Annotated in this window: 21 protein-coding genes and 1 other annotated feature; of the genes, 4 read left to right on the top strand and 17 right to left on the bottom strand. The window is 53.0% G+C overall.

Features of this window, described 5'->3' with window-relative positions; translation table 11 throughout:
• Positions 1 to 167 precede the first annotated feature (167 nt).
• The 7 genes from MKY58_RS11585 to MKY58_RS11555 form a co-directional block, all read right to left on the bottom strand.
• Entirely contained in the window at positions 168 to 338 is a 171-nt protein-coding gene (locus MKY58_RS11585) for an AraC family transcriptional regulator (protein WP_339324650.1), read from the bottom strand.
• A complete protein-coding gene (locus tag MKY58_RS11580) occupies positions 317 to 1,762 on the bottom strand; it encodes a response regulator (RefSeq protein ID WP_339324649.1) in 1,446 nt (481 codons plus the stop codon). Before MKY58_RS11580 ends, MKY58_RS11585 begins: the two co-directional genes overlap by 22 nt.
• Positions 1,762 to 3,486 (bottom strand): histidine kinase, encoded by a 1,725-nt coding sequence (locus tag MKY58_RS11575; protein WP_339324648.1) that lies wholly within the window; start codon positions 3,484 to 3,486, stop codon positions 1,762 to 1,764. Before MKY58_RS11575 ends, MKY58_RS11580 begins: the two co-directional genes overlap by 1 nt.
• A 97-nt stretch (positions 3,487 to 3,583) precedes the next feature.
• Positions 3,584 to 4,711: a glycoside hydrolase family 88 protein gene (locus tag MKY58_RS11570; RefSeq protein ID WP_339324647.1), complete on the bottom strand. Its 1,128-nt coding sequence runs from the start codon at positions 4,709 to 4,711 to the stop codon at positions 3,584 to 3,586.
• Positions 4,712 to 4,983: 272 nt separating this feature from the next.
• On the bottom strand, positions 4,984 to 5,319 hold the full coding sequence (locus MKY58_RS11565) for a zf-TFIIB domain-containing protein (RefSeq protein WP_339324646.1): 336 nt from the start codon (positions 5,317 to 5,319) through the stop codon (positions 4,984 to 4,986).
• A gap of 155 nt (positions 5,320 to 5,474) precedes the next feature.
• On the bottom strand, positions 5,475 to 6,281 hold the full coding sequence (locus MKY58_RS11560; protein WP_339324645.1) for an NAD(P)-dependent oxidoreductase: 807 nt from the start codon (positions 6,279 to 6,281) through the stop codon (positions 5,475 to 5,477).
• 23 nt (positions 6,282 to 6,304) lie between these two features.
• Positions 6,305 to 6,592, bottom strand: a complete 288-nt coding sequence (locus MKY58_RS11555) for a GNAT family N-acetyltransferase (RefSeq protein WP_339324644.1) — start codon at positions 6,590 to 6,592, stop codon at positions 6,305 to 6,307.
• A 214-nt stretch (positions 6,593 to 6,806) separates the two neighbouring features.
• Here MKY58_RS11555 and MKY58_RS11550 point away from each other — a divergent pair, with 214 nt between their 5' ends.
• Positions 6,807 to 8,216: an amino acid permease gene (locus MKY58_RS11550; protein ID WP_339324643.1), complete on the top strand. Its 1,410-nt coding sequence runs from the start codon at positions 6,807 to 6,809 to the stop codon at positions 8,214 to 8,216.
• 157 nt (positions 8,217 to 8,373) lie between these two features.
• On the opposite strand, the gene MKY58_RS11545 is transcribed toward MKY58_RS11550, so the two are convergent.
• The 7 genes from MKY58_RS11545 to tyrS all read right to left on the bottom strand — a co-directional run bounded on the left by MKY58_RS11545 (position 8,374) and on the right by tyrS (position 14,711).
• Positions 8,374 to 8,949: a YdhK family protein gene (locus MKY58_RS11545; RefSeq protein WP_339324642.1), complete on the bottom strand. Its 576-nt coding sequence runs from the start codon at positions 8,947 to 8,949 to the stop codon at positions 8,374 to 8,376.
• Positions 8,950 to 9,124: 175 nt separating this feature from the next.
• The gene (locus MKY58_RS11540) at positions 9,125 to 9,982 is read right to left on the bottom strand and encodes an NAD-dependent epimerase/dehydratase family protein (RefSeq protein ID WP_339324641.1); all 858 of its coding nucleotides are present in this window, start codon (positions 9,980 to 9,982) and stop codon (positions 9,125 to 9,127) included.
• Positions 9,972 to 11,450 carry an MFS transporter gene (locus tag MKY58_RS11535; RefSeq protein WP_339324640.1) on the bottom strand — a complete coding sequence of 493 codons (1,479 nt, stop codon included), beginning with the start codon at positions 11,448 to 11,450 and terminating at the stop codon, positions 9,972 to 9,974. Before MKY58_RS11535 ends, MKY58_RS11540 begins: the two co-directional genes overlap by 11 nt.
• Positions 11,451 to 11,562: 112 nt before the next feature.
• Positions 11,563 to 12,147, bottom strand: coding sequence for a TetR/AcrR family transcriptional regulator (locus MKY58_RS11530; protein ID WP_339324639.1), 585 nt, complete (start codon positions 12,145 to 12,147; stop codon positions 11,563 to 11,565).
• Positions 12,148 to 12,330: 183 nt separating this feature from the next.
• Positions 12,331 to 12,744 (bottom strand): GNAT family N-acetyltransferase, encoded by a 414-nt coding sequence (locus tag MKY58_RS11525; protein WP_339324638.1) that lies wholly within the window; start codon positions 12,742 to 12,744, stop codon positions 12,331 to 12,333.
• 193 nt (positions 12,745 to 12,937) lie between these two features.
• The gene (locus MKY58_RS11520) at positions 12,938 to 13,408 is read right to left on the bottom strand and encodes an ankyrin repeat domain-containing protein (RefSeq protein ID WP_339324637.1); all 471 of its coding nucleotides are present in this window, start codon (positions 13,406 to 13,408) and stop codon (positions 12,938 to 12,940) included.
• Positions 13,409 to 13,439: 31 nt separating this feature from the next.
• Positions 13,440 to 14,711, bottom strand: a complete 1,272-nt coding sequence (gene tyrS, locus MKY58_RS11515) for a tyrosine--tRNA ligase (protein ID WP_339324636.1) — start codon at positions 14,709 to 14,711, stop codon at positions 13,440 to 13,442.
• 56 nt (positions 14,712 to 14,767) lie between these two features.
• Positions 14,768 to 15,018, bottom strand: a binding site (T-box leader).
• 182 nt (positions 15,019 to 15,200) lie between these two features.
• On the opposite strand from tyrS, the gene MKY58_RS11510 reads away from it, so the two are divergent.
• Together MKY58_RS11510 and MKY58_RS11505 are read left to right on the top strand one after the other, a co-directional pair.
• Complete coding sequence (locus MKY58_RS11510; protein WP_339324635.1) at positions 15,201 to 16,016, top strand: MBL fold metallo-hydrolase; 816 nt, start codon at positions 15,201 to 15,203, stop codon at positions 16,014 to 16,016.
• 15 nt (positions 16,017 to 16,031) lie between these two features.
• Complete coding sequence (locus tag MKY58_RS11505; protein WP_339324634.1) at positions 16,032 to 17,315, top strand: MFS transporter; 1,284 nt, start codon at positions 16,032 to 16,034, stop codon at positions 17,313 to 17,315.
• A gap of 126 nt (positions 17,316 to 17,441) precedes the next feature.
• On the opposite strand, the gene pepF is transcribed toward MKY58_RS11505, so the two are convergent.
• Complete coding sequence (pepF, locus tag MKY58_RS11500; protein WP_339324633.1) at positions 17,442 to 19,241, bottom strand: oligoendopeptidase F; 1,800 nt, start codon at positions 19,239 to 19,241, stop codon at positions 17,442 to 17,444.
• Positions 19,242 to 19,604: 363 nt separating this feature from the next.
• Here pepF and MKY58_RS11495 point away from each other — a divergent pair, with 363 nt between their 5' ends.
• Positions 19,605 to 19,994, top strand: coding sequence for a hypothetical protein (locus MKY58_RS11495; protein ID WP_339324632.1), 390 nt, complete (start codon positions 19,605 to 19,607; stop codon positions 19,992 to 19,994).
• Positions 19,995 to 20,188: 194 nt separating this feature from the next.
• Here the strand turns inward: MKY58_RS11495 and MKY58_RS11490 are convergent, their stop codons facing one another.
• Together MKY58_RS11490 and MKY58_RS11485 are read right to left on the bottom strand one after the other, a co-directional pair.
• Positions 20,189 to 21,025, bottom strand: a complete 837-nt coding sequence (locus MKY58_RS11490) for a hypothetical protein (protein WP_339324631.1) — start codon at positions 21,023 to 21,025, stop codon at positions 20,189 to 20,191.
• 294 nt (positions 21,026 to 21,319) lie between these two features.
• Positions 21,320 to 23,392 carry a serine hydrolase domain-containing protein gene (locus MKY58_RS11485; protein WP_339324630.1) on the bottom strand — a complete coding sequence of 691 codons (2,073 nt, stop codon included), beginning with the start codon at positions 23,390 to 23,392 and terminating at the stop codon, positions 21,320 to 21,322.
• Between the last annotated feature and the right edge of the window lie 134 nt (positions 23,393 to 23,526).

The following is a 23,526-nucleotide window of genomic DNA, read 5'->3' as shown; positions in this document are numbered from 1 at the left end:
GGCCTCAAGGCCGCGTGTACGATTTGCAAAATCCAGAGATTTGAGCTTGCTTATATCTTAAAAAAAATCCATCCTGCTCGAAGGATGGATTCTGACCTGGTATGGGTAATATTTTGACTTTTTCCACACGGAGCCGATGTTGGCCAGCCGCCGTGGCTGCAAGCGCTTCATCTTGCGGTTTTGCTTACGGCATGCTTCGCTTTGTATTCGCTGGGCGTCATCCCGATGTATTTCTTGAACACTTTGGAAAAGTAAGTGCGATCGGAATAGCCCAGCCCCATGGCGAGCGATTCCAAGGTCTGCGCGGAGCTTTTCATCATTTTGGCCGCGATGCCCATTTTGTATTGATGGACGTAATCCGTAAAATTGACGCCGGTGAGCCGCTTGAATAGCGGGAAAAATAACTGGAATTCAAATATAAATACCGGGCGATGTCGATCGAAGTGATATTGTCGGCCAGGTGCTGGTCGATAAATTGCTGAATCACCTGCAGCTTCGGCTCTTGGATGGCCCGGGCCGCTCCCTTCTGCTGATGCTGCGCGATATGCGCAAGCTGCCTTTCCGCAAGCTCCATGCAATCGTCCAAGGTTCTCGCCGCACGGAGGTAAACGTATCTTGTCTCGTCCGTCTTTTTCCCCGCAAAGATGACGTCCATGCGGCGCAGCAGCATCGTAATTTCCTGAATGAACTCGGCCGGTTCAAAACGCTTCTCTTTAGCCATATGCCCGATGGAAGCGGCCAACTCGCAAATGGCGGAGAGATCGTTTCCCAACACCGCACGCTCAAGCTCCGCTTTCATTCCGTCCAACGTCCCTTGCGGCAAAGGCAAAAACACGTTTTGAACGAGAAGCTGCATGTCGGCAGCCGTAAAATCACCATTCTCGTAAAACTCGTATTTATGCCGAATCATCTGATGATAGCAGGAACCCAGGGCCGCAAGCTCCATTTTGTCCGTCACGGCCGAGACGTTTAACCGCAATTTCAAGAATTGCTCCGTTCGGGACCGCAGCTCCCGCAAATAATCCCGAAAATGGGAGTAGGCGTTGCCGGCCAAATTCAACCTGTAATTATATAAAATGATTAAATGATCCTGCTCCATGAACGGCGTAATCCCTTCGTACGAGGAAGCGAGCTCGACGGCGATATTGTATACGGCGTAAGCGATCAACGGGACGTTGCCTTGCACGTACAGCCTTTCAAAGGTCGCATAATGCAAATGCGCGATCCCCATCATGAACCAAGGATATTGCCATGAAATCCCGAGCCCGGCCGCGTACTCGCGCGTCGTTTCGGGATGCGCTCCGTCCAGCACCCGTTGGATGAGACCCTGCTTGAACAAATCGCTGTTATAATTGGAGCTTCTCTGAACCAAAGGAGTTCCTTTGGAGCGGAGGAGCCGGATCGATTTTTGCAAACTTTGCTCCAGCTGCGCCGCGGTCAACTGATCCTTAAGCAGGTAATCGTCCGCGTTCAGCTTGATTGCCTGCTGGGCATAATGAAAATCTTCATGGCAGGTCAAGAAAATGACACGGGTGTCGGGTTTCATGCCGCGGAAGGCTTCGGCGAGCTCAATCCCGTTTTTTTGCGGGAGTCCGATGTCGGTTACGACAATGTCCGGCCAAGTCTCCTGGAACATATGCAGCGCTTTGGCGCTCGAATAGGTCGAACCGACGATATGGAGTTGGAGCGCATCCCAATCGATCATTTGCCTCAGCACCTTCAGCATCGGAACGTCATCGTCGATCAACATGACTTTAAACATCAGATAACATACCTCCCTGGAAGAGTATTGCAGGTATCCCGATCCGGAATTCGCAGCACGGCGGTGATCCCCCGCCGCTTGTTCGGAACCAGCGCGATTCCCGCCTCCGAACCGAAGGATAACCGGAGCCGCTGGGCCACGTTGATCAGCCCCACCCTGTCATAAGGGGTATCCGGGCCGGAATCGGGGATTTGCAGCCGATCGTTCACCATCAAGAGCCGTTCTTCTTCGATGCCGTCGCCGTTATCCTCGATTTCGATCGTGACGAATCCCTGTTTTCGTTGGGCGCGGATCCGAATGCAGGCATCCGGATGATCCATCAGTCCGTGCACGATCGCATTTTCGATCAAAGGCTGCAGCATCAGCTTGGGCATGGCCCAAGACGCTAAACCGGGTTCCAACTCGATCGTAAGCTGCACCGGGATGTCGTTCCGGATTTTCATGATATCGACGTAATGGCGCATCAATTCGCATTCTTCCTGCAGCGTCGCCGGTTCGTTAAATTTCATGTACGCGCGGAGCAGGCTCATCAAGGAATCGATAATGCCGCTGTGCAGATGATCTTGCTGCAGGATCAGGCTGCACTTGACCGAATTGAGCGTATTGATCAGAAAATGCGGGCGAATCTGCATGAACAGCGCCTCCAGCTCCATGACCCGCTTTTGCTCCTGCTCTTGTTCGATATCGTGAATCAGTCCCTGAAGCTGATCGAGCATCGTATTCAGCGTGCGGCTCAGCTCGGCGATGTCGTCCCTTCCCTTCACTTCCAGCCTGGCGTCCAAATTTCCCATGCCGAACTGCCGGACGACGCGCTGCAGCTTTTGGATCGGCCTGTGCAGCCTTTTGGCGATAAACATCGACGAAATCGAAAAAATGACGAAAAACAAAACGACGCCCCCGATCCCCGCGTAAAAGGTCCGCGAAATTTTCCCGGTAAACGCCTCTTTGCTGGCCTCATAAACCAAGGTCCAATCCGCTTTGTCGAGCGTCACTTCCGAGCGCAGGTTGGACGGAGGGGCTGCCGGATCGGGCGCGGAAAGATCCGCGCTTCCGGCTATGCGGTTCTGTTTTGCATCAAACAAGGCCACCTTGCCGAACTCGACCGGCTTGAGAAGCTTTTCGAAATACGATTGGGAAATCCCGATCAGAAGAACCGATAAATACTGCTTCTCGTGTTTGTCGTGGATGACCCTGGCGATGTAATAGGTTCCGGCTTTGCCGGGGTTGTCCCTCACCATGCCGAGCCACTGCAACGTTTCCGGCTGGTTGAAATCGATTTTGCCGTACAGTTCGTCCAAGTGCTTGTTGACGCTTGTCATATCGTCTTCGCTCGAAGGAATGATAAAGCGCTTACGGTTTACCAGATACATCCGGGTGTTGTTGTTCAAAGGCTTGGACGTGATCAGGGAAAAGACGCCTTTAATCTCGGTGAAGTTGGTGTAATCGTCGTAAGAACGAAGACGGTCCGTATCGGCGAAGTTTTTCAGGTATTTTTTGAAGCTTGTATCGTTCACCATGAAATGGGAGGCAAACGATGCGTCGTCTATGGTTTTGCCGATTTCGTCGGTCATGACCTTCAAAAAATTGTCGTTCGTCAATTGCAGCTTCTCTACCATCGTTTCTTTGATGAGCGCAAAGGAAATCACTGAAACGGTGATGATTGGCACGATAATGAACAACAGGAATGACAGCTGGATTCTGCGGTAATAGTTCAGCTTGAACATGGGTGACTTTCGCCTCTTTCATGCTTCTAAGATGATCATGCTACCCGTATCGTATCTCGTCTCGGACAAGTTGTCATTCCTTTTTGTCGAATCCCGGTCATTTGCGTTCATGCCAATATCCCGAGATTCCCTTCTCCAATCGCATGAGCGCCTCCAGGTAATAATAATCGCCCCAAATCATGTAATCGTCGGGAGAGATGCCTCCGTTGACGTGATACGATCCGTGCTTCAGCAGCCCCTCCGCGTCTTCATCCCCGATGGTGGCATACCGCTCGACCAGGCTTGTCATCGATTTGATGAGCATGTCCTGAAAATAGCTCCGGTCCGGGTCCTGTGCATCCAGATGGGAGATCAGCTCCAGCAGGCCTGCGGCCGCGATGGCGGACGCCGAGCTGTCCCGGTAGGTGTCGGCTTTTACAGGTGCGTTAAAATCCCAATAAGCGACATGATCCTCAGGCAGATGTTCCAGGAAATAACGGGCAAGGCGTTTTGAAGTTTCCAGGAACCGCGGGTTTTGGGTATACCGGTAAGATAACGCGAATCCGTAGATGCCCCAGGCCTGACCTCGGGTCCAGGTAGAACCGTTCGAATACCCTTGATGCGTCGCCCCTCCAATGGGTTCCCCCGTCTCCGGGTTAAAAAAGAATGTATGATACGAACTGTCATCGCCCCTGACAAGATACCGCCTGGATTTCTCCGCCTGCGCGGCCGCAGCGTCCCGATAAACCGGGTCGCCCGTTTGTTCGCTTGCCCAATACAATAGCGGAAGGTTCAGCAAACAGTCGATGATGATCCGTCCCGCTTCCTTGGCGTCGTCCTTCCTGCCCCATGCCTGGATGTAACCGCCGGGTTCCCGCCACCGCTTCATCAGCACTTCCGCCGCTTGCAGGGTTAACTGCCGGGCGGATTCGTCCTTCAAGATGATCCACTGGGCTTTGGCCGATAACGAATACAAAAACCCGATATCATGATGATCCAGCACCACATGGTCCTCCAGACGTTTGCGAAAGCTCGCGACCGTCGCTTCGGCGGCCTGGCGGAACCGCTCGTCTCCGGAATATTCGTAACACAGCCACAGCATCCCCGACCAAAATCCGTCGGTCCAGTCGTCGTTATCATTAAGCTCGTACGTTCCGTTTCGGCTTACATGAGGGAATTTCGGTCCGAACCGGTCGATATTTTTTAACGTTTTGGCCACGGCATCCTCAATCGCTTGGGTCCACATATGATACATCCCCTATCCTGATTGGTTTACGATTTTAGAACCATCATATCGGATTCAAGGGCTCGCCAGGCGTGTGAATTTGTTCAGTGATGTGCACAATTTTGACTTTTTATCCAAGGAAACGAACGCGTTTCGAAAGCACAGCGCCGGCGAATCCGGACCATCAATCGTTGGCCGGATCCAACGCAAAAAGCCCGGCATTTATCCTAAGATAAGCCAGGCTTTCATTTTCGTATATCGCATATGCATGTCTTGGCGTCCCATGGTTAGAATCAGTCGAACAAGTCCCCGAACACGTCCAGCACGCTTTTTTTCTTTTTCTTGTAAGGGTACGAGGAATGGCCGTGCTTGTCATATCCGGAGTCGTGCTGCTTCGGCGGCGGGTAATGCTGTCCGCTTGGCTGGTGTCCCCTGGGAACGCGATGCTCATCGGAATCCCCGTAATACCATTCGTTATATTTCGGACGCTCTTCCCGGACGTTCGCCATCAGCTTGTCCAGTTCCCCCCGATCCAACCACACCCCTTTGCAGTTCGGGCAAATGTCGATCAGGATACCGTCCTTCTCCACTTCCTTCATGCGAGAACCTTCGCAAATCGGGCAATTCATATTGAATTCCTCCTTGGGATCCATTTACAAATTTCACGTCTTAACGCATGTTACGGATCAATGCAGGAATGGTTTCAAAGCTCCATGATTTTCAGCGGCCAAAATTTCGCTTGGTCTTCGGCTAAAGACATCATCGTCGCTTCACCACGACGGCTTCACTGCGGCTCCCGTTCTCTCCGCCCCGCCTTCCGGACCCCCGGACCGCCTTGAAACTCGCCGAGATCATGCCGGATGTCTTCTCCTCCGTATTTTTGGCTCGCCAACACCTCTGCCGCATCATCCCTTGGCCGGTAGCCGATCAGCTCGCTCAGATACCCGATGTCGTAGTAATTGTCTGCATTGGCCGATGTCCCGTATAAGGTGAGATACGTCAATGAGGGGTCGGCCTCAATGCAGCACATCACCAGGTGCACCATATCGCGGCGAGAAATCCAGATATGCGCGGCCCGTTCAGAATGCGGACGGTCGTCGCCCGGAAAGTTGCCGATCCGGATGTTGAAGGAAGAGATCCCGTATTGATCCGAATATAACCGGCCCAGCAGTTCAATATAGCTTTTGCTTAGTCCATAAAAACTGTCGGGGCGGTGGTCCTTGGGGGTCACTTGTTCGCCTACCCGGTAAAAACCCGTCGCGTGGTTCGAACTGGCGAAGATCACCCGCGAGACGCCCCCTTTGCGGGCGCCTTCGTATACATGATAGGCTCCGGTCACGTTAACGGGGAGCACCTTGCCGAGGAAATCGTCCTCATCCTTCGCCCAGCCGAAATGAAGCACCGTATCCACGCCCTGCAGCGCTGTTTCGACGGCTTGCGCGTCCGTGACGTCCAGCTTTTCGATGCCGCGGTCCGGATCGGGAGCGATGTCGGTAGCGATGACGTCGTACCGCCCGGCGGCCCGCAAGCCTTCGGCCAAACAGCTCCCGATCCGCCCGGCGGCTCCGGTGATCAAAATTTTTTTGTTCATTGACGAGTGTCCTCCATCATGACCTATTCTTCTTCGCCCTGCTGCCACACATCCTGGTAATCCTTATGCCGTTTAAATTGGACCAATGCGAACGAACATGCGGGAACGATCTTCTTGCCTTCCTTGCGTGCCAGATCCACGACGGCCTTCACCAGCTGATCGCCGATTTTCTGGCCCCTTAGCTCTTCCGAAACGAACGTATGGTCAATCATGATCGTATGTTCATCCACCGGCTGGAAAGTGATTTCCGCGACCTCCCGTCCATCCTCCGCCAGGACGAATCCTCCGCCGATCTCACGAATTTCTCTCATTGCCACACACCCCATCTCGCTTTTTTCCGTCTCTTCTATTCTTCCCCGTCGCGGAGTCTGCCGAAACGTTTAACAAAAATATCAAACCGAAAAAAGCTCTCTCCTGAAATTTACTCTGGTGCTTTACCAGAAGAAAGTGTATGATTAATACCTGTCAGTGTTTTTTATTCATTTAACTTGCGACTTCATCATTCGACTAAAGGAGTTTGTCATCATGACCAGACACAAATTGGGCTTCTGGATCCTGACCGCACTTGTCGTCGGCAACATGGTCGGTTCCGGAATTTTCATGCTTCCCCGCTCCCTGTCGGCAGCGGCAAGCCCTGCGGGCGTCATTCTGGCCTGGATTGCTACCGGGCTGGGCGTGCTTACGCTCGCGCTTGTCTTCGGAAGCCTTGCCGTCCGCAAACCTGAACTCAGCGGCGGTCCGCAAATTTATGCGAAGGAACTTTTCCGCGAAGGCTCGCCAGGCTCGCTTATTGCCGGGTTTATGTCCACTTGGGGATATTGGGTCGGCAATATTGCGGGTTTTGTGGCGGTGATCACGACGTTCGCCAGCTACCTTTCCGCCTTTTTCCCGATGCTTACGAGCGGCAAGGTTTGGGTGGATTTCGGAGGTTTTACGTTAAAAGCAGGCAATGTCCTGACGTTCCTCGTCTGCTCTTTGCTGCTGTGGGGGACGCATGCCATCTGCCTGAAAGGAATGAAAGGCGCAGGACGCCTCAATTTCATCGCGACGGCAACCAAGGTCATCGGCTTTGTCCTGTTCATCGTGATTGCGTTATTCGCGTTCCAGCAAAGCAACATCGGGCCGTTTCTGGCTCCGCGCACCAACGACGGCGGCGAGACGCTCGGCCTGCTTTCCCAGGTGAATGCGGCTGCGGTCGCGACGCTGTGGGCTTTCATCGGCGTCGAATCCGCGATGGTCTTTGCCGCCCGCGCCCGCCGGAAGCAGGATATCCGCCGCGCGACCATCGCGGGGCTGCTGATTTCGATCGTGCTGTATGTCGGCATCAGCATGCTGACGATGGGCCTCTTGACGCAGGAGCAGCTGATGGCTTCCCAGAATCCGTTAGTCGACGGCATTTCCGCCGTGACGGGCCCGATCGGGGGCAAGCTTTTGGCGGGTCTTGGGCTGATCAGTTTGCTCGGCTCCACGATCGGCTGGGTGCTGCTCAGCGCCGAGGTGCCTTTTCAAGCGGCCAAGCTGGGCGTGTTCCTCCCGTCGTTTTCCAAGGAAAACGACAAAGGCATGCCTAAGGTTTCCCTCTGGGTCTCCAACGCGCTCGGCCAGATTTTGCTGCTGTCCACGGTTTCCGGCTCCATTTCGGCCGCATTCGATTTTATCATCTATATCGCTACGCTCGCTTATTTGGTGCCTTACCTGATCGCTTCGCTTTATCACCTGAAGCTGATCTGGACCGGCGAAACCTACACGCTGCGGAAGGAGCGCGTAAGCGAGGGAATCATTGCCGGATTGGCGGCGATCTATTCGCTGTGGGTGATCATCGCGGGGACGGCGGATCTCAAGACGTTCCTGCTCGGAGTTGCGCTGATCGTCAGCGGCATTCTGTTTTATCCGCTGCTGCGGCGCCATCGGAAAACCGGAAACAAAACCACATAAAGCCATAAAAAGTCGTGTGTCCAAATGCAAATCAGGCGTCCATCTTTCGATGGGCGCCTTGTTTTACGCAAGTGGAAGATGGAGAAACGGGCATCGTCATCGGCAGCCGCTCCGGGGAAATAGGACGAAAGAGGCTGATTGGTCCGGGTACGGGGAGTTATCTTTTATATAATCTTTCGGAAAGCTCCCTTTCCACGACCCATTTATGGTTTGTTACCGGGGTTCCCCCGTTTGTCGGGATGTAATCCACCATATATACCGTCGTCCGGTCGGCCGTTTCGATCGTGGCCTGAGCCCCCATCATGCCTTCCATATGATCGGCTTCCAATATTACGTTCTGTCCTGGCTCCAAGGGTTGATTGCCTGCATCCTTGATTTCTTCCTGAATGACCCACTTATGGTTGCGCACAGGGCTGCCTCCGTCCGTCGGGGTGTACGTAACGGAATAGGCTACGGTATCATAAGCGCCGACCACTTTTCCCGTGGCCCCGTCCATGCCAGCCATATGTTTCGCGTGGATGACCACGGTATCTCCCACATGGTATGTCGGATGTTCGGCTTCTTTTAACCCTTTCGGTACTTCTCCCGAATCGGAGTGATGATGCATGCTCATCATGCCCATTTCCGCATTTTCCCTTTCCGCGGCGGTTTCCGCATGGCCGTTGGCACCACGGTCGCAACCGCTTGTCATGAGCACGGCTGCAAGGCACAGAGAGACGATTCTTTTGTTCATCGATGTCACACACCTTTGCGTTTTTTTGGTTTTGCCCGGGAACCCCCTATGCCTTAACATTTTTACCCAAAATCGCCGAGATATGAGATGCCGATGAAGATATATTATTTTTTCAGGCTAATGCCGTCCTGCCCAAAAAGGCAAAAAACCGCGGTATCCGCGGTTTTTTGTTGTATTACGGTTTCCAAACGGAAGCATGCTCGCGGGCAAACTGTTCCAGCGACTTTGGAGGGCGTCCGGTGATGCGCTCGACCGTATCGGTTGCCAAATCCTCCTTGCCATGGAGCTTGATGTCTTCATCCATTCCGGCAAGAAACCGGGCATAATCTTCCGCCATGCCAAAAGACGTCAACCGGTTCGCCAGCTCCTCCGTGCTTACATGCATATGACGGACCGTCCGGCCGGCCGACGCGCCGATGATTTCACCTGCTTCCGCGTAGGTCAGGGAATGCGGACCCGTGATGATATGATCGGTGTTGTGGGGCTGATGATCGATCAAAGCCCTCACCCCCACTTCTGCAATATCGTCGGCGTCCACGAACCCGACTCTGCCCGACCCGGTGGCGGTGATCATGGTCCCTTCACGGATGATTTGGGCCCCATGATGGCCTTCGGTGAAATTTTGCATGAAATAGGACGGTCGCAGCACCGACCATTCCGGAACGCGCTGGCGTATGGCCTGATGTATCTTGCCAAAAACCGGGCCGCCTTCGGGGATCGAAGCGCTGCCGAGAAAAACGACCCTGCGTACGCCTTCCCTTAAAGCTTTTTCCAGAAAAGGAAGCACGATTGGTGAAGGATCCATCATCCCAACCGGACTGACCAAATACAGCTTATCGACGTTTTTTAAAGCGGGTGCATGCGTTGATTCGTCGAACCAGTCAAATGTCACTTGCTCGCCTGCCCCGAGTGTAGCCGTTTGCCCCCGGCTCGCGGTTCGAACGCCGTATCCTAACTCGATAAGCCGTTTCGTAATGCGGCTACCCGTTTTGCCGCTCGCGCCTGTTATTAAAATTTTGCTGTCATTGTTCATGTCTGTTTCCCCTTTTCAGATTGATTGGTCTAAAATGTAAATGCGAAGCCATCTCTTTTTTCTCCATCTTGGATGGCTGTTTTTTTCGTTTGAGGGTGATAAAAGTAACGGCTACGCCCAGCAGCGTCGTGACGGAGGCCGCGAAAAAAGATATATGAACGGCATGATTCAAATCGCTTGATTCCAAGGCTTCCAACTTCAGGCCCGATCTGTGGTTGGCGGAGATGATCGCCATGATGGCGGCCAAACCTACCGCACTGCCTATTTGCTGGCCGGTCGAAATGATGGCCGACGCGACTCCTTGCTCCTTGGGATCGATGCCCGTGCTTCCCGCAATGAACATGGTCGTAAATACGAGCGCTTGGCCCAGCCCGACGATGACGGTACCTGGAATGATCCCCCAGGCGGAGCCATTCTCGGATAACTGTGTGAGCACCAAAAAACCGCTGCCTCCCAGAATCATCCCGATGGCGACCGTACCGGCCACGCCTGCTATGGACAGCATTTTATTAATGAGCCTTCCGCCCAAAAAAGCGCTGATCGTCAGCGGCAGGAAGCTGAGCCCGGATTGAATGGCCGAGTAGTGCAGTACCTCCTGCGTATACAGGGTTAGAAAATAATACAGCGAACCAAAGGAGGCCGAAAATAGGGCAGCAATGAGCGCCGCTCCGGTTAAATTGCGGTTGCGGAACAGCCTGAACGGGATTAACGGTTCTTCCGTGCGCTGTTCGATCACGACAAACAAAACGAGCAATAACGCGCTGAGCAGTCCAAACGGCAAGGTTCCGAGGCTTAGCCATCCTTCGACCGGGGATTGGATCAAATAATATACGATAAGGATCATCCCCGCCGTCACCGATATCGTTCCCAAGGCGTCATAACGCTTCGGTCCAGAAGCCGCTTTGTTTTCCGCCAGCACGAACGGGGCAAGAATAAGCGTGATCAGGGCGATCGGCACATTCACGAAAAACGTGAACTCCCAGCCTAAATAACTGGTCAAAACTCCGCCAAGAAGCAATCCAAGCGACAATCCGACGCCCCCCATCGACGCCCAAATGCCCATCGCCCGGTTACGTTCGGCGCCTTCGTCAAAATTGGACATGATCAGCGACAACGTGGAAGGCGACAGCAGCGCCCCGCCCAGGCCTTGCAATCCTCTCGCCGCGATCAGCACCACTTGCGAATCCGCCAATCCGCCAAGAAGCGAACCGGCGCCGAAAAGAGCGATGGCGATGATAAACATTCGCCGCCTTCCCATCAGGTCGGACAATCTTCCACCAATCAGCAAAAATCCGCCGAAAACGAGCGAGTATGCGCTAACCACCCACTGCAAATGATTGGCCGAAAACCCCAAATCCGCTCCAATCGAAGGCATGGCGACAAAGACGATGGTATAATCCAGCGCCAATATCAATTGGGAAACGGCAAGAAGAATGAGCGCCAAGCCTTTATGCCTGCTTTTGTTCATGGATATCTCTCCTTTTCGCAATTTACAGACCAAACGGTCTAATTTGAACAAAGATATTTTTGACCATTTAATCTAGAATGATCAAAATGAAGAAGCGTCAACGAACGCTCCATCAACAATCGAGAACCGACAGCGCGACGGCTGCGATTTCTTCCAGCTCTTTCGGGTTATTGGACAGCTTCGCCGCTTGCGTCATCGAATACCTGACATGGTACAAATACCGCGCCAGCACATGCAGATCTTTGCCCGCCCCGACTTCTCCCTGCTTCTGAGCCCGAACGAGCGCTTCGTAAAAAGCTTTTTCAAGCCGTGTCCGATCTTGCTCGAACAGCGCCGCCATTTCCGGATCATGGGGGATCTGGTCAATCGCGCTGTGCAAAATCATGCATTCCTTTTTCCGTTCCTCATCCTGAAGCGTGGACACGATGATCCGAAAAATGTCGCTGATCGTTTGTTTCACCGATTCCGCTTGCTCCAGTTTGGCGACAACCGACGAGGATTTTTCGTGTAAGTAATGTTTGGCGGCCTTGATAAACAAATCCCTTTTCGTCCCGTACGTGTCGTACAGACTCTGGCGGGCGATGCCCAGTTCATCAAGCAGCGTTTGGAGCGATGTGCCATCATAACCGTAATGTCCGAACACTTCCATCGCCTTATGCAGGACAAGGGTCGTATCGAATTCTTTGTTCCTTGCCATCTAACGATACCTCTTTTCCAGGCCTCTTCTGCGGCCAGCAATTCGATTTTTTATCGGACCATTCAGTCTAAAACATGCGAATCCAAACCTCCTTCCTTTTCATGAACGTATATTATCATTTCCGGATCGTTCAGTCAATAATAATAAAAATCTCCGAACCGCCGTTACCGGCCAGTTCCCACGTCAATCGTATTTTTTGTACATGCCGACGGAAGCAGGAGCTCCGTATTCAAAACCGAACTGCCGGTACAACCGGTCTGCCGGAACATCGGCCATCAGACTGACGTAAGCCCCTTTCGTGGCATGCCGATCCAGGTAAGCCGTCACCTCGGACATGATTTTTTTGCCGAGCCCTTGTCCCTGATGTTCGGGGGAAACGGCAATATCCACGACATGAAACATGCATCCGCCGTCGCCGATCACCCTGCCCATGCCGATCAATTCCCCGTCAAGCCGAATCGTTACCGCAAACAGCGAATTTTTCAGTCCTCTGCGCGAAGCTTCGATATCCTTGCCGCTGAGGCCGGCCTTTAGCCGCAAATTGACGTATTCCTCCGCTTCAGGAGGCTCATATCCGATCTGGATCTGCTCATTCATGGCGTTGTACATCCTTTCTTTTAGGTCATAACTAATCATAAATCACCCCAAGTCCATTTGTCATCATCTCTCAGGTGTTCATTTCACTGAAATGCGTTTCTCCGGTTCCTCAAATTAATAATATACTCATTCCAAAAATGAAGAGGAAAGCCGCTCGGCTTTCCCCTCCGTTGGTACATCCGCCGGCAGTTGCTTACCGTAACAATTCTATCATTTCCAGTTCTTCGCGGCTTCTGGAGATGTCGATCGGGGTCTGGCCGCTCCGGTTTTTTCGCGTTTTGTCGGCCCCCAGGCGCAGCAGCGCTTCGATGACATCCAGCCTTTCCTCGCCGTCAGAAACCTGCGTGTGGAGCGGCGTGCTTCCGTCCTCCGCTGCCGCGTTGACGTCCGCCCCATGGCGGACCAGAAGCGAAGCAATTTCGGGATACAGTGCGATATGCAGAGGCGTAATCCCATCCTCATTCCTGGCATGGATGTCCGCCCCCTGCCGAATCAAATATTCGACCATTTCCTCGTTATCCGTCGAAACGGCGCCATGGAGCACTGAAAATTCGTATTCGTCTTTCCCGTGAATCAACGACGGGTCCGCTTGCAAAATCCGTTTCACGGCCGTAAAATCATCGATCTCCGCCGCTTCGTACAAATCTTCGAACGTATAGGTCATTGTGGCCCCTTCCTGTCCTCGATAAAACGTTTTAATGTCCTTGGTCAATCACGATTTTAACAAATTTCCTTTTGCCTGACTGCACGATGTCGCCATGTTGGATCCGGATCGGCTCGTACGGGTCCGACAGCTTTTTCCCGTTGATTCTGACCGCGCCTTGCGTTACGCTGCGCCTCGCTTCGCTGTTGGACGCCGCGAACCCGAGCACGACCGGCAGCTTGCCGGCCGGAATGCTTCCTTCCTCCAAATGCTCGCGGCTTAACGAAAATTCCTCAATATCTTCCGGAAGCGAGCGATGCTGGAATACGGAGGCAAAATGCCTTTCCGCTTGTTCTGCCGCCTGCTCGCCATGGTACATCTGAACATACGTTTTGGCTAATCGGACTTTCGCGTCGCGGGGATGGATCTCTCCGTTTTCAAGCCCTTTCTTCAGCAGAAGCAGGTCGCCGTTCGAGATCGGCGTACTCAATTCGTAGTATTTTAACATGAGTTCATCCGGGATCGACATCGCTTTTCCGAACATATCATTCGGCGAATCGTCGATGCCGATGTAATTGCTGAGGCTTTTGCTCATTTTTTGCGAACCGTCAAGCCCTTCCAAAATAGGCATCAGGATGGCGATTTGGCTGCTGCTGCAACCAAGTGCGCTTTGGAGCGTCCTCCCCATCAAAATGTTAAACGTCTGATCCGTGCCTCCGAGCTCGATGTCGCTTTCCAGCGAAACCGAGTCGAACCCTTGCATGAGCGGATAAAAAAACTCATGGATGTGAATGGGCTGACGATTCGCGTAACGTTTCGCAAAATCATCCCGCTCCAGCATGCGCGCCACCGTCACCTTCCCCGCCAACTGCAGCGCATCTTCGAAATTCAACTTTTGAAGCCATGCGGAATTAAAATAAAATTGGGTCTTTTGAGGGTCAAGAAGTTTATACAGCTGCTTTTCATACGTGGCGGCGTTACGTTTGACATCCTCTTCCGTCAGTTGCTTCCTCGTTTCGGATTTTCCCGTCGGATCGCCGATCCTCCCCGTAAAGTCGCCGATGATCAGCTGAACCTCATGTCCCAAATCCTGAAACTGCCTCAGCTTGTGCAGGACGACGGTGTGACCGATATGGATGTCCGGGGCGGACGGATCCAGCCCGAGCTTCACTTTCAGCGGTTTTCCCGTAACGATCGACGACGCGATTTTTTGCGCCAACGCTTCTTCCGGAACGATGTCCGCCGTTCCTCTGCGAATGATGTTCAGCTGCCGGTCCAGCTCTCGTTTTTGCTCATCCGTCAACTGTCGTATCCACGATTCCATGTGTGTCTCCCCCTTAAACTCAACCAGAAATAATAAAAAAACAGCCCTCTCTCCCATCAAGGGACGAGAAGGCTGTCTCGCGGTACCACCCTAATTAAAGAAGTTTGGAATAACCTCTTTCGCTTATTTGTCATAACGGCATCTGGACATGCCGGGTAAAAGCTACTGTGCGCGCATTTCGCTTTTCCAGCTCCGGATCGTAATTCGGGAACATGATCGCACCGGTTCACACCAGCCACCGGCTCTCTGCAGACGTCCATTCAAGCTCCTTACTGAAGGTGTACACCCTATCCATCATCGCTTTCCTGATATTCAATTTTTTCCATTTAATCAAAAAATGCCATGGATGTCAACGCCTCTCTTTCACCGGCATGGTCTATGTCCGACATGGATCTAACAATTATCCATTTACAAATCGGATCCGTTCCGGTATATGAAAAGAGCGGGGAGAAATGGTTAATCCATCCATAGGAGCGTGATCTGTAAACGATGAAAATTCACTTTTTGGGAACGGCGGCCGCCGAAGGCGTGCCAAACGTGTTTTGCCGCTGCGATACATGCTTGCAGTCGAGGAAGCTCGGCGGGAAAAACGTCCGCACGCGTGCTTCCGTCATCCTCGACGACACTTGGAAATTCGATTATTCGGCCGATTCGCAAATGCAGGCTCTGCGTGACGATATCGATCTGGGCCAAATTGAGCATCTGCTTGTCACCCACACGCATTATGATCATTTTCAGCCGCAGGATCTCATCAGCCGGATCGAAGGTTTCGCGCACGGCATCGAGCACCCGCTACGGATTTACGGCAACGATCTTGTCATGTTTCATTCCCGCCAAGCCCTCGGACACTTCAAAAACCGTTTTGCTTTCCATCGCATGAAACCGTTTCAACCGGTGCCGATCGGCTCCGCAACCGTGACGCCGCTCCTTGCGGACCACGACCCCATGGAAACCTGCTTGCTTTATTTCGTGGAGAAAGACGGCAAAACGCTGCTCTACGGCAATGATACCGGATGGTTTCCGGATGCGACCTGGGAATGGCTGCAGGGAAAAAAAGCCGATATCGCGATCCTGGACTGCACCCATGGCTTGACGGGAAACAACCGCCAATCCGGACATATGAGCGCAGATACCATCCTCGATGTTCAAAGCAAATTTCTGCAGGAAAAGATCCTGACCGAAAACGATCTGATCTACGTTACCCACTTCACGCACAACGCCGGCCTGCTTCACGAGGACTGGGTCCGAATATTCGAGCCTCACGGCATCGGAGTGGCATACGACGGCCTGATCCTCCATGTCTGACTTTCAGGAGAAACCATGAACTTTACTCTGCGAAAAGGTTATCAAGGTAATCGCCAGCAGCCGGTCACCGTCATTGCCATCGTTACGGCGCTCTGTCTGCTCGGGGATTCGATGCTCTACATCGTTTTGCCGATTTACTGGAAGGAGGCCGGTCTCACGGCCCTTTGGGAGGTCGGCCTCCTCCTTTCGTTCAACCGGTTTGTCCGCTTGCCCATCACGCCGCTGATCGGACTGCTCTATCGAAAACTGCCGCTCCGGGCCGGCCTTGCTTTTGCCGTCCTGCTGGCATCCATGACAACGGTCGGTTACGGCGTGTTGAACGGGTTCGCCGCGTGGCTCGTGCTCCGGTGCTTATGGGGGATTGCGTGGTCCTTTCTCCGCATGGGCAGTTATTTAACGGTCATCCGCTATTCCGACGATTCGAACCGGGGCCATCTCATGGGGCGGTTTAACGGAATTTCACGCCTCGGAAGCCTGGTCGGCATGTTGGCCGGAGGCATTTTGGTTCCGTTTACCGGCATGGATGCCGTCTCCGTCGCATTCGGGTTGTTTATGCTGGCGGGACTTCCTTATGTTGCGTTACATATCACCGGCACCACCGATCGAACGGCAAATGGCGGCGACAATTCATACCGGCAAAAGGGTCGCGGCAACCTGCGCGAGACCGTCTGGACGAAACCCGTAATGAAAATCATCGCTACCGGCTTGCTCTTATTTCTCATCCAAACGGTATTAACTTCTACGTTAAGTCTTCTGATCGAAACCCACTATGCGCAACCGATGATGCTCATCGGCATGATCGTGACAAGCACGATGCTGTCGGGCGTGCTGCAAGCGGTTCGCTGGGCCTGGGAGCCGTTTCTCGCTTCTTTGTTCGGCCGATGGTCGGACGGAGTCAAGGGGAGACTGCCTCTTTTCCGTATGGCATTGATCGTTTCGGCGGCGGGATATGCCCTGATTCCGTGGCAGCTTCCCGTCTACGTTTGGTGCGCGGCCATCTTGTTCGTCATGGCAGCCAGTACGGCCATCACCACGTTACTGGATGCTTTGGCTTCGGATGTCGCCCGTCTTTCTTCCGTCATCGCCGTCATGACCGCTTTTTCGGTTGCTGCGGATTTGGGATCGGCTATGGGCCCGATGCTGACGTATTTGATCCTCAACCTGCCTCACGGTATCATGTACACCTATATGGGAAGCGCCATCGTTTTGGTCGTGCTGGCGATATGGCATCGGTCAAATGCGCAGTTGGTTAACGAGGCCTCACAAAAAAACTTGGGCCCATTCGAAAAATCCCAATGATGAATGAAAAGCTTGGAACCCTTTCACGTTCCGGACGACATGAACGAAAAACGGCAGTCTCCGATGGTGTGCATCGGAGACTGCCGTTGTTGGATTCGGCTTCTTTGAACGTTTGCCGCAAACGGCTTAATACAAGCTTTCCAGCTCATCGATAAGCGATCCGACATAAGCAGCCGCGCTGCGGATCGGATCGGGCTGGGACATGTCCACGCCGGCCAGCTTCATCAAGTCCAGCGGGCTCATGGAGCCCCCGGCTTTAAGGACGTCGAGCCAGCGGTTCACGGCTGGCTGCCCTTCCTCCCGGATGAGTTTGGCTACCGCCGTGGATGCGGTAAGCCCGGCAGCGTAAGTATACGGGTACAAGCTCATATAGTAATGCGGCTGGCGCATCCAGGTCAACTTGGCATGATCATCGATGACCACATCCTCTCCCCAGAACGAGGACAGGATATCCCCTTTCAGGTCGCACAGCTTCACGGCCGTGATCGGAACGTTGGCCATAGCCAGATCGTACACCCGGCGCTGAAGCTCTCCTTCAAGCAAATGGGTGACGAAATTGTGGTAGTAGGTGCCGAGCAGCTGGGAAATGACCCAGCGGCGCATCCTAGGATCATCGGAACGGGACAGCAAATGATCCGCAAGCAGAAGTTCGTTCATCGTCGACGGCGCTTCGATGAAATACAAGGACGGTCTGTAATTCGTCAAACGCTGGTATTTGCTTGCGAGCATGAGGTGGCCTGCATGACCGACTTCATGCGCGAGCGTAAAGGCGCCTCTCATGCTGTCCGCCCAGCTGATCAAAATATAGGAATGCACTCCCGGAATGGAGCTGCAAAAAGCTCCTGTTCTCTTTCCGGCATTATCCGCATAGTCCACCCAACGGTCGCGGAAAGCGGCCGACACGATATCCCCGTATTCCGGACCCAGAATCGATAAAGCTTCCTTGATCAGCTCGCCTGCCTCCTGAAAAGAAATGCTTGGATTGAACTCGGGATCAAGGGGAGCCTTCAAATCCGCAAACGTCATTTCGTCCAAACCCAGCACCCGTTTCTTAAGGGCGGCGTACTTTCGCATATGCGGCGCAAGTTCTTCCTGCAAAATATCCAAAATATTGTTATACATTTCTTTCGTGACCTGCTGAGGCGTGAGCAGCATGTCCGTGACGGAGTCGTATCCGCGCAGGCGCGATTCGATCATTTGCCGTTTCACTTCGGTGCCGTACGTTTCGGCAAACGTATTGCGGTATTTGTGCAGCGTTTCGCTGAAAACTTTGAATGAATTGCGGCGCAAAGCGGTATCCGATGATTCGACGTATTTGTTTTCATAAAGCGCAAACGACACCGGTACCTCCTCCCCTTCGCCGTTTAGGGCGGACGGGAACGTCATGTCTGCCAGCTTGCTGCGTTCATAGATGCGATAAGGCGCTCCCAAAATTTCGCCGAACGAAGCCAGTACCTTTTCGGTTTCTGCCGTCAATCGATGCGGCTTGGTTTGCAAAAGCAGCTGCAGGCTGCGCTTGAAATCCTCAAGGGCAGGTTGTTCTTTTATGTACTGCTCGATCGTTCCGTCAGGCAGCGCGATGATTTCCGATTTGATGAAAGACAATGCGGTGCTGACCAACGAAGATACATCCCGGGCTTTGGCCGCTTTGATCTGATTGTCCGGATTGATGCTGTCCCCCGACTGAAGCAGGTGAGCATAAGCGGCGGTGCGGTTGGTTCTGCTCAGGAGTTCTTCCTGCGCAACCAAACAAGCCAGCAGCGTATCCGCCCCCTCGCCGAGTTTCCCTTCGAACCGGGTAACGGAAGCAATATCCTGCTCAATCGCCTTCAGTTCCTGTTCCCATGCCTCCGGGGTCGCAAAAATATCGTCCAAATTCCATGTGGATTCCACGGCCACTTCGGACCGGGTCAAAATTTTCGCCATACGCTAAGCACCTCTCCCATGATATGAATTGACCAATGTTTAGCTCCAATAAATCCCATTGTATCATACTTTTTTACGCCGTCACCCGGAAGATTTGTACCTATAGATAGTGAAAATGGTAATTTTTACATAACCATACTATTTAGGTTATGCTCGATGTCATGTCAGATCCGCTCCGGACGCCAAACGCTCCGGCTTCCGAGCGCGGAAGCTCCGGGTCCCAGCCAAACTTTAGGATTTTTTAAAGAACGATTAAGGTTCCCCTCAGGTTTGCCGTTTACAATGACATTAGGCTGGTAACCCGCTTCCCGAAACTTTACGCAGACCATACGCACGATAAAACAAGAAAAGAGGATTTTCACCATGAACATAAAGCGAGTGATGATTGTCGGAACGATGGTAGTCATATTGTCCTTTGGAAACACCGCGTTAAGCGGCTCCATCACAAGCGCATGCCCGGCGCCGAAGTGGTCCTCCACGGATGCTCCGGAAAAAGACGATTTTTTGAAGGCACTCAACCAGACGTCCGACGAGGAATTGGTTCAATCTTTATACGAAGGCAAATCCCTGCATGACATTGCGTCAGAACAAGGCGGCGATATCGAAAACGTCATCGAGCTCCAGGTTGCCCAGCTTTCGAAACAGCTGGATGACCGGCTCCGAAGCGGAAGCATAACACCAGAGCGGCATGCCGCGCATAAAGCCGAAATCAGGGAACTCGTAGAACAGAGCGTCTATACCTCCTTCGGCTGACGGAAGGTACATAAGAAGCAGATGCTCCGTGCCTAAATTTGAAATTCTGCTCCGAAAACCAATAGGGACTTTCTCTCCATCGGAACGTTGCGGCGATTACCGCTCCTTCCGGCGGGAGAAAGTCCTTATTCGTGCATCAGGCGATGATGGACATTAATGGCCAAATGGATGATGCTCCATCCGGATCGTCTGCATTAACGATGGAAAACGCCAAGGATCTTCCGGTACAAACCCCGAACCCATCGAATGACCGTTGGCAGCAGCATCAGAGCGACGACGACCCCGATGATCAAATACACGATTTGGCTTTTCCGTTCCTCCGACACCATGCGTTCCACGCTTGTTCCGATCAAAATGACGCGCTTCTCATCCTCCCCCGGCAACGCAAACGGCTCCAGCCGCCCATCGCGCGCCAAACCGATGACAGCCACGTGTTCGCCCGGCGAAACGGCATAATAGCCGTAGGCCTTTTCTTTCGGGCTTTCGACCAAAAGCGGACGGGAAGAATCGCCTTCATAAATATTCGGTATATCATCCGCATCAACCGTAGAAGCATTCAAGGGGAGCCAGTCCGAGTAAAACCGGAACCAATCCGATTCCACGATGGCCCCGTTTACCCCTATCAAACCCGAAACCTCGGGCTTCCGGTCTTCATTTCGCTTATAGGAGCATCCGCTTTTGCTGCACTGCCAGTAGAACGTTTCCTTTTGGATCAACGCGAAGTGAGCCCCAAGCTTGCCTTCGTCCGTGAAGGCGGCCGTGCCCTCGGCCTGGCCTTCAAGCTTGACCATGCCTGTCGTCTCGTCGGTCAGTTGATCGACCGGTGTCGCGTTTAATATGATCGACGTCAGCCGGGCCGAATCCCCATAAAGCAGAATCATGCCCAATAAAACCACGAATCCAAGCGCTTTTAAAAATCCGAACCAGAACCTGGATCCCCAGCTTTCCTTGGGGGTTTTGCGCTTGTTTTTGTTTTTGGATGCTTTCTTTTTGCGCGCATGGCTGTACTGGTATACATGTTTTGGTGCCAAAAATGCCGCTCCTTCCCCTATTTGCTGCCCGCAAACTTTTGTCGTTATCTTATACGTTTTCTTCAGCAGCCGGTTTCGTACGCGAGCATTTATGTCGGTCAGCCTGTTAGCCTTCGTCTGTTTCTGCCTTTCGCTCGGGCTGTTTTCCGGCAGCGGGGCGTTTAGCACCGTTCCCCCCGTTTTATCCCATAAAACAAACATTAAAGCAATGACGTTTGAAGCCAAAAAAAGGCGGACATCCCGGTATGTATTCCGGTGTCCCGCCTTTTTGCGCATAAACCAGTTAAAGATGGACTACTTTTTTAACGTAATGCCGAAGGTCGAACCCGCTTCCCCGGCAAAAACGACGGTTCCGTTCTTCGGCAGAACGACGTCGTTTTTCCCGCTGGCGACGGTGAAGTTCACGCAGGTTCCCTTTTCGTCATACACCGCATACGAACCCCGTGCCGGCATGTTGACCGTCATTCGTTTTCCGGCCGCCCCTTCCGGAATGGTGAACCACTTGGCATAGCCGTCAGGCTGGATCGTCACCGTGGACTGTTTCCCTTTATAGAGCGTTTTTACCTTTTCCCCGCTGACGTAAAGTCCCCCGGCTGCCTCCAGGTACTCCGTGCCGTTCTCCTTATAAAAATGGAATTCCGCCTGATCCCGGCCGCTCATGGTTGGAATCTGCAGCTGGCTTGCCGCCGTGTCGGGGCCGGTAATTTGCCTGTCTCCGAAGTATCCTTTCAAATCATCGGTCCGGGTGATTTCGAGCGAAGGCTTCATCATGTACATCAGCGAATCGAATTTCTCGTTGATCGGATAGTACGTTTGGCCTTCGCGTTTCGACCACGCTTTTTCGGCTTCCTTGGAGATCGGGTGCTTTTCAAGCTTTTCCGCCATGTACTGGGATACGGCGATTTGCCCTAAACCCGGTATGCTGGTGTATTCCCGGTCCCACAGGTACGTGCGTCCGTTTTTCTCCTTGACGAAAGCAAGCTTCGCGGTTCCTTCCGCGTTCACGAATGTCCCGTCCGCCGTGTAGACGAATTTTTGTTCCGGAACCCCGAACGCGCCTGGCATTGCCAGCGTAAGCTCCCCGTTTTGGATGGCGACGTGGATTTGTTGGCCCAAAGCACCATAATATCCTGCGTAATTCTTCACTTCGCTTGGCATGTCGGCCTTTACCGGCTTGCCGAACGATTTCTCGGGCTTGATCGCTTGGATCGCTCCCTTTTCCTTCAACGCTTGCAGCAGCAGTTCGGTGGCCAGCATCTGGTTCGTCGCACTGCTCCCCCCGGAAGACAAGACGGCAGCTGCCATGTTCTGCTCCGGAAGCACGACCAACGAAGCATGGTACAAAATGATGTCCCCGCCCTTGACCAAAGCCTTGATGCCATAGTCGTTAAACGGATACAGCCTTACGCTGTCCCAGCCGAGCCCGTAACCGACGGAACTGTCGGCTTCTTTAGGCCACAGTCCTTTTTTGTATTCCTCCTGCTGCATGGATTGAATCGACTTTTCAGATAAAATTCCTTGTTGTTGTCCCGTAAACAGCTGCGAAAATCGCGCCAGATCCTCCGCCGTCGAGTAGATTCCGCCCGTGCCGATCACGTTCACCGTTACATTGGGAAGCTGCGTGTCAAATCCTGGGTAATAAAGCCCGGCAAACTTGCCTTGCCCCAGGGGATCCTGCGAAGTTTTCGTATGATCCATGGACAGCGGGCCGGTAAAATGCTGATGGATGAATGCGGTAAAATTCATGCCGCTGACTCTTTCGACGAGAATTTCGGCCAGTGTGAACCCGTCGTTGCAGTATACGGAAAAGGCGCCCGGATCGGCCTTGAGCCGTTGCGATGCCAGCTGTTTAAGCAGCGTGTCATGCGCATACGTGTCTTGATCGTTGAACAGAAAAGCATTGCCCAGGCTGGACCCCTGCAGGCCCGAAGAATGGTTGAGCAGCATGCGCGGCGTAATTTGCTTATACCGCTCGTCCTTCATTGTAAAATCGGTTATGTACTTCACAACCGGGGTATCCAGATCGATTTTGCCCTCGTCGACCAGCTTCATAACGGCCGCTGCCGTAAACATCTTGCTGGTGGAACCGATGCCGTACATCGTATCCTTGGTCAGCGGAATCTTCCCTGCCGGATCGTTGAGGCCCGTTTGCCCCGAAGCCAATATCGTGCCGCCGTCGATGAGCGCATATTGGACGCTGGTCGTCCCGTATTTTTCGGTAAGCAGCGCGGCTTTTTCGGCAGCGAATTGCTCAAGCCCTTGAACCGCAACGACAGCCTTGCTTTCGGATGCATGCGCCCCGGTCGGCACCAGCGGAGTCAGCGCAAGAGCGGCGGCCAGCAGCCAGATGAACTTCTTTTTCCTCATATAACGTACCTCCTTGGAGTAGGAATCTCATAAGTTAGTACGTATTACTAGCAAAAATGGTTCAACTTTCCACTGAAAAACAATAAAAAATGCAGGAGACTTGCGGCATAGCGCAAATATCCTGCATCCTGAAA

The sequence above is a fragment of the Paenibacillus sp. FSL W8-0194 genome, assembly GCF_037969745.1.
GTDB lineage: Bacteria > Bacillota > Bacilli > Paenibacillales > Paenibacillaceae > Paenibacillus_AQ > Paenibacillus_AQ cookii.
Note: the sequence above shows the minus strand (reverse complement) of the source record. Positions and strands in the feature narration are given on the sequence as shown.

What these genes read in the sequence shown, in the direction of transcription:
- MKY58_RS11570 (WP_339324647.1), bottom strand. Translation starts at nt 4,711, where the DNA reads ATGTGGACCCAAGCGATTGAGGATGCCGTGGCCAAAACGTTAAAAAAT.
- MKY58_RS11565 (WP_339324646.1), bottom strand. Translation starts at nt 5,319, where the DNA reads ATGAATTGCCCGATTTGCGAAGGTTCTCGCATGAAGGAAGTGGAGAAG.
- MKY58_RS11520 (WP_339324637.1), bottom strand. Translation starts at nt 13,408, where the DNA reads ATGACCTATACGTTCGAAGATTTGTACGAAGCGGCGGAGATCGATGAT.
- MKY58_RS11545 (WP_339324642.1), bottom strand. Translation starts at nt 8,949, where the DNA reads ATGAACAAAAGAATCGTCTCTCTGTGCCTTGCAGCCGTGCTCATGACA.
- MKY58_RS11555 (WP_339324644.1), bottom strand. Translation starts at nt 6,592, where the DNA reads ATGAGAGAAATTCGTGAGATCGGCGGAGGATTCGTCCTGGCGGAGGAT.
- MKY58_RS11510 (WP_339324635.1), top strand. Translation starts at nt 15,201, where the DNA reads ATGAAAATTCACTTTTTGGGAACGGCGGCCGCCGAAGGCGTGCCAAAC.
- MKY58_RS11560 (WP_339324645.1), bottom strand. Translation starts at nt 6,281, where the DNA reads ATGAACAAAAAAATTTTGATCACCGGAGCCGCCGGGCGGATCGGGAGC.
- MKY58_RS11495 (WP_339324632.1), top strand. Translation starts at nt 19,605, where the DNA reads ATGAACATAAAGCGAGTGATGATTGTCGGAACGATGGTAGTCATATTG.
- MKY58_RS11540 (WP_339324641.1), bottom strand. Translation starts at nt 9,982, where the DNA reads ATGAACAATGACAGCAAAATTTTAATAACAGGCGCGAGCGGCAAAACG.
- pepF (WP_339324633.1), bottom strand. Translation starts at nt 19,241, where the DNA reads ATGGCGAAAATTTTGACCCGGTCCGAAGTGGCCGTGGAATCCACATGG.
- MKY58_RS11575 (WP_339324648.1), bottom strand. Translation starts at nt 3,486, where the DNA reads ATGTTCAAGCTGAACTATTACCGCAGAATCCAGCTGTCATTCCTGTTG.
- MKY58_RS11550 (WP_339324643.1), top strand. Translation starts at nt 6,807, where the DNA reads ATGACCAGACACAAATTGGGCTTCTGGATCCTGACCGCACTTGTCGTC.
- MKY58_RS11525 (WP_339324638.1), bottom strand. Translation starts at nt 12,744, where the DNA reads ATGAATGAGCAGATCCAGATCGGATATGAGCCTCCTGAAGCGGAGGAA.
- MKY58_RS11535 (WP_339324640.1), bottom strand. Translation starts at nt 11,450, where the DNA reads ATGAACAAAAGCAGGCATAAAGGCTTGGCGCTCATTCTTCTTGCCGTT.
- MKY58_RS11580 (WP_339324649.1), bottom strand. Translation starts at nt 1,762, where the DNA reads ATGTTTAAAGTCATGTTGATCGACGATGACGTTCCGATGCTGAAGGTG.
- MKY58_RS11530 (WP_339324639.1), bottom strand. Translation starts at nt 12,147, where the DNA reads ATGGCAAGGAACAAAGAATTCGATACGACCCTTGTCCTGCATAAGGCG.
- MKY58_RS11505 (WP_339324634.1), top strand. Translation starts at nt 16,032, where the DNA reads ATGAACTTTACTCTGCGAAAAGGTTATCAAGGTAATCGCCAGCAGCCG.
- MKY58_RS11485 (WP_339324630.1), bottom strand. Translation starts at nt 23,392, where the DNA reads ATGAGGAAAAAGAAGTTCATCTGGCTGCTGGCCGCCGCTCTTGCGCTG.
- tyrS (WP_339324636.1), bottom strand. Translation starts at nt 14,711, where the DNA reads ATGGAATCGTGGATACGACAGTTGACGGATGAGCAAAAACGAGAGCTG.
- MKY58_RS11585 (WP_339324650.1), bottom strand. Translation starts at nt 338, where the DNA reads ATGGGCATCGCGGCCAAAATGATGAAAAGCTCCGCGCAGACCTTGGAA.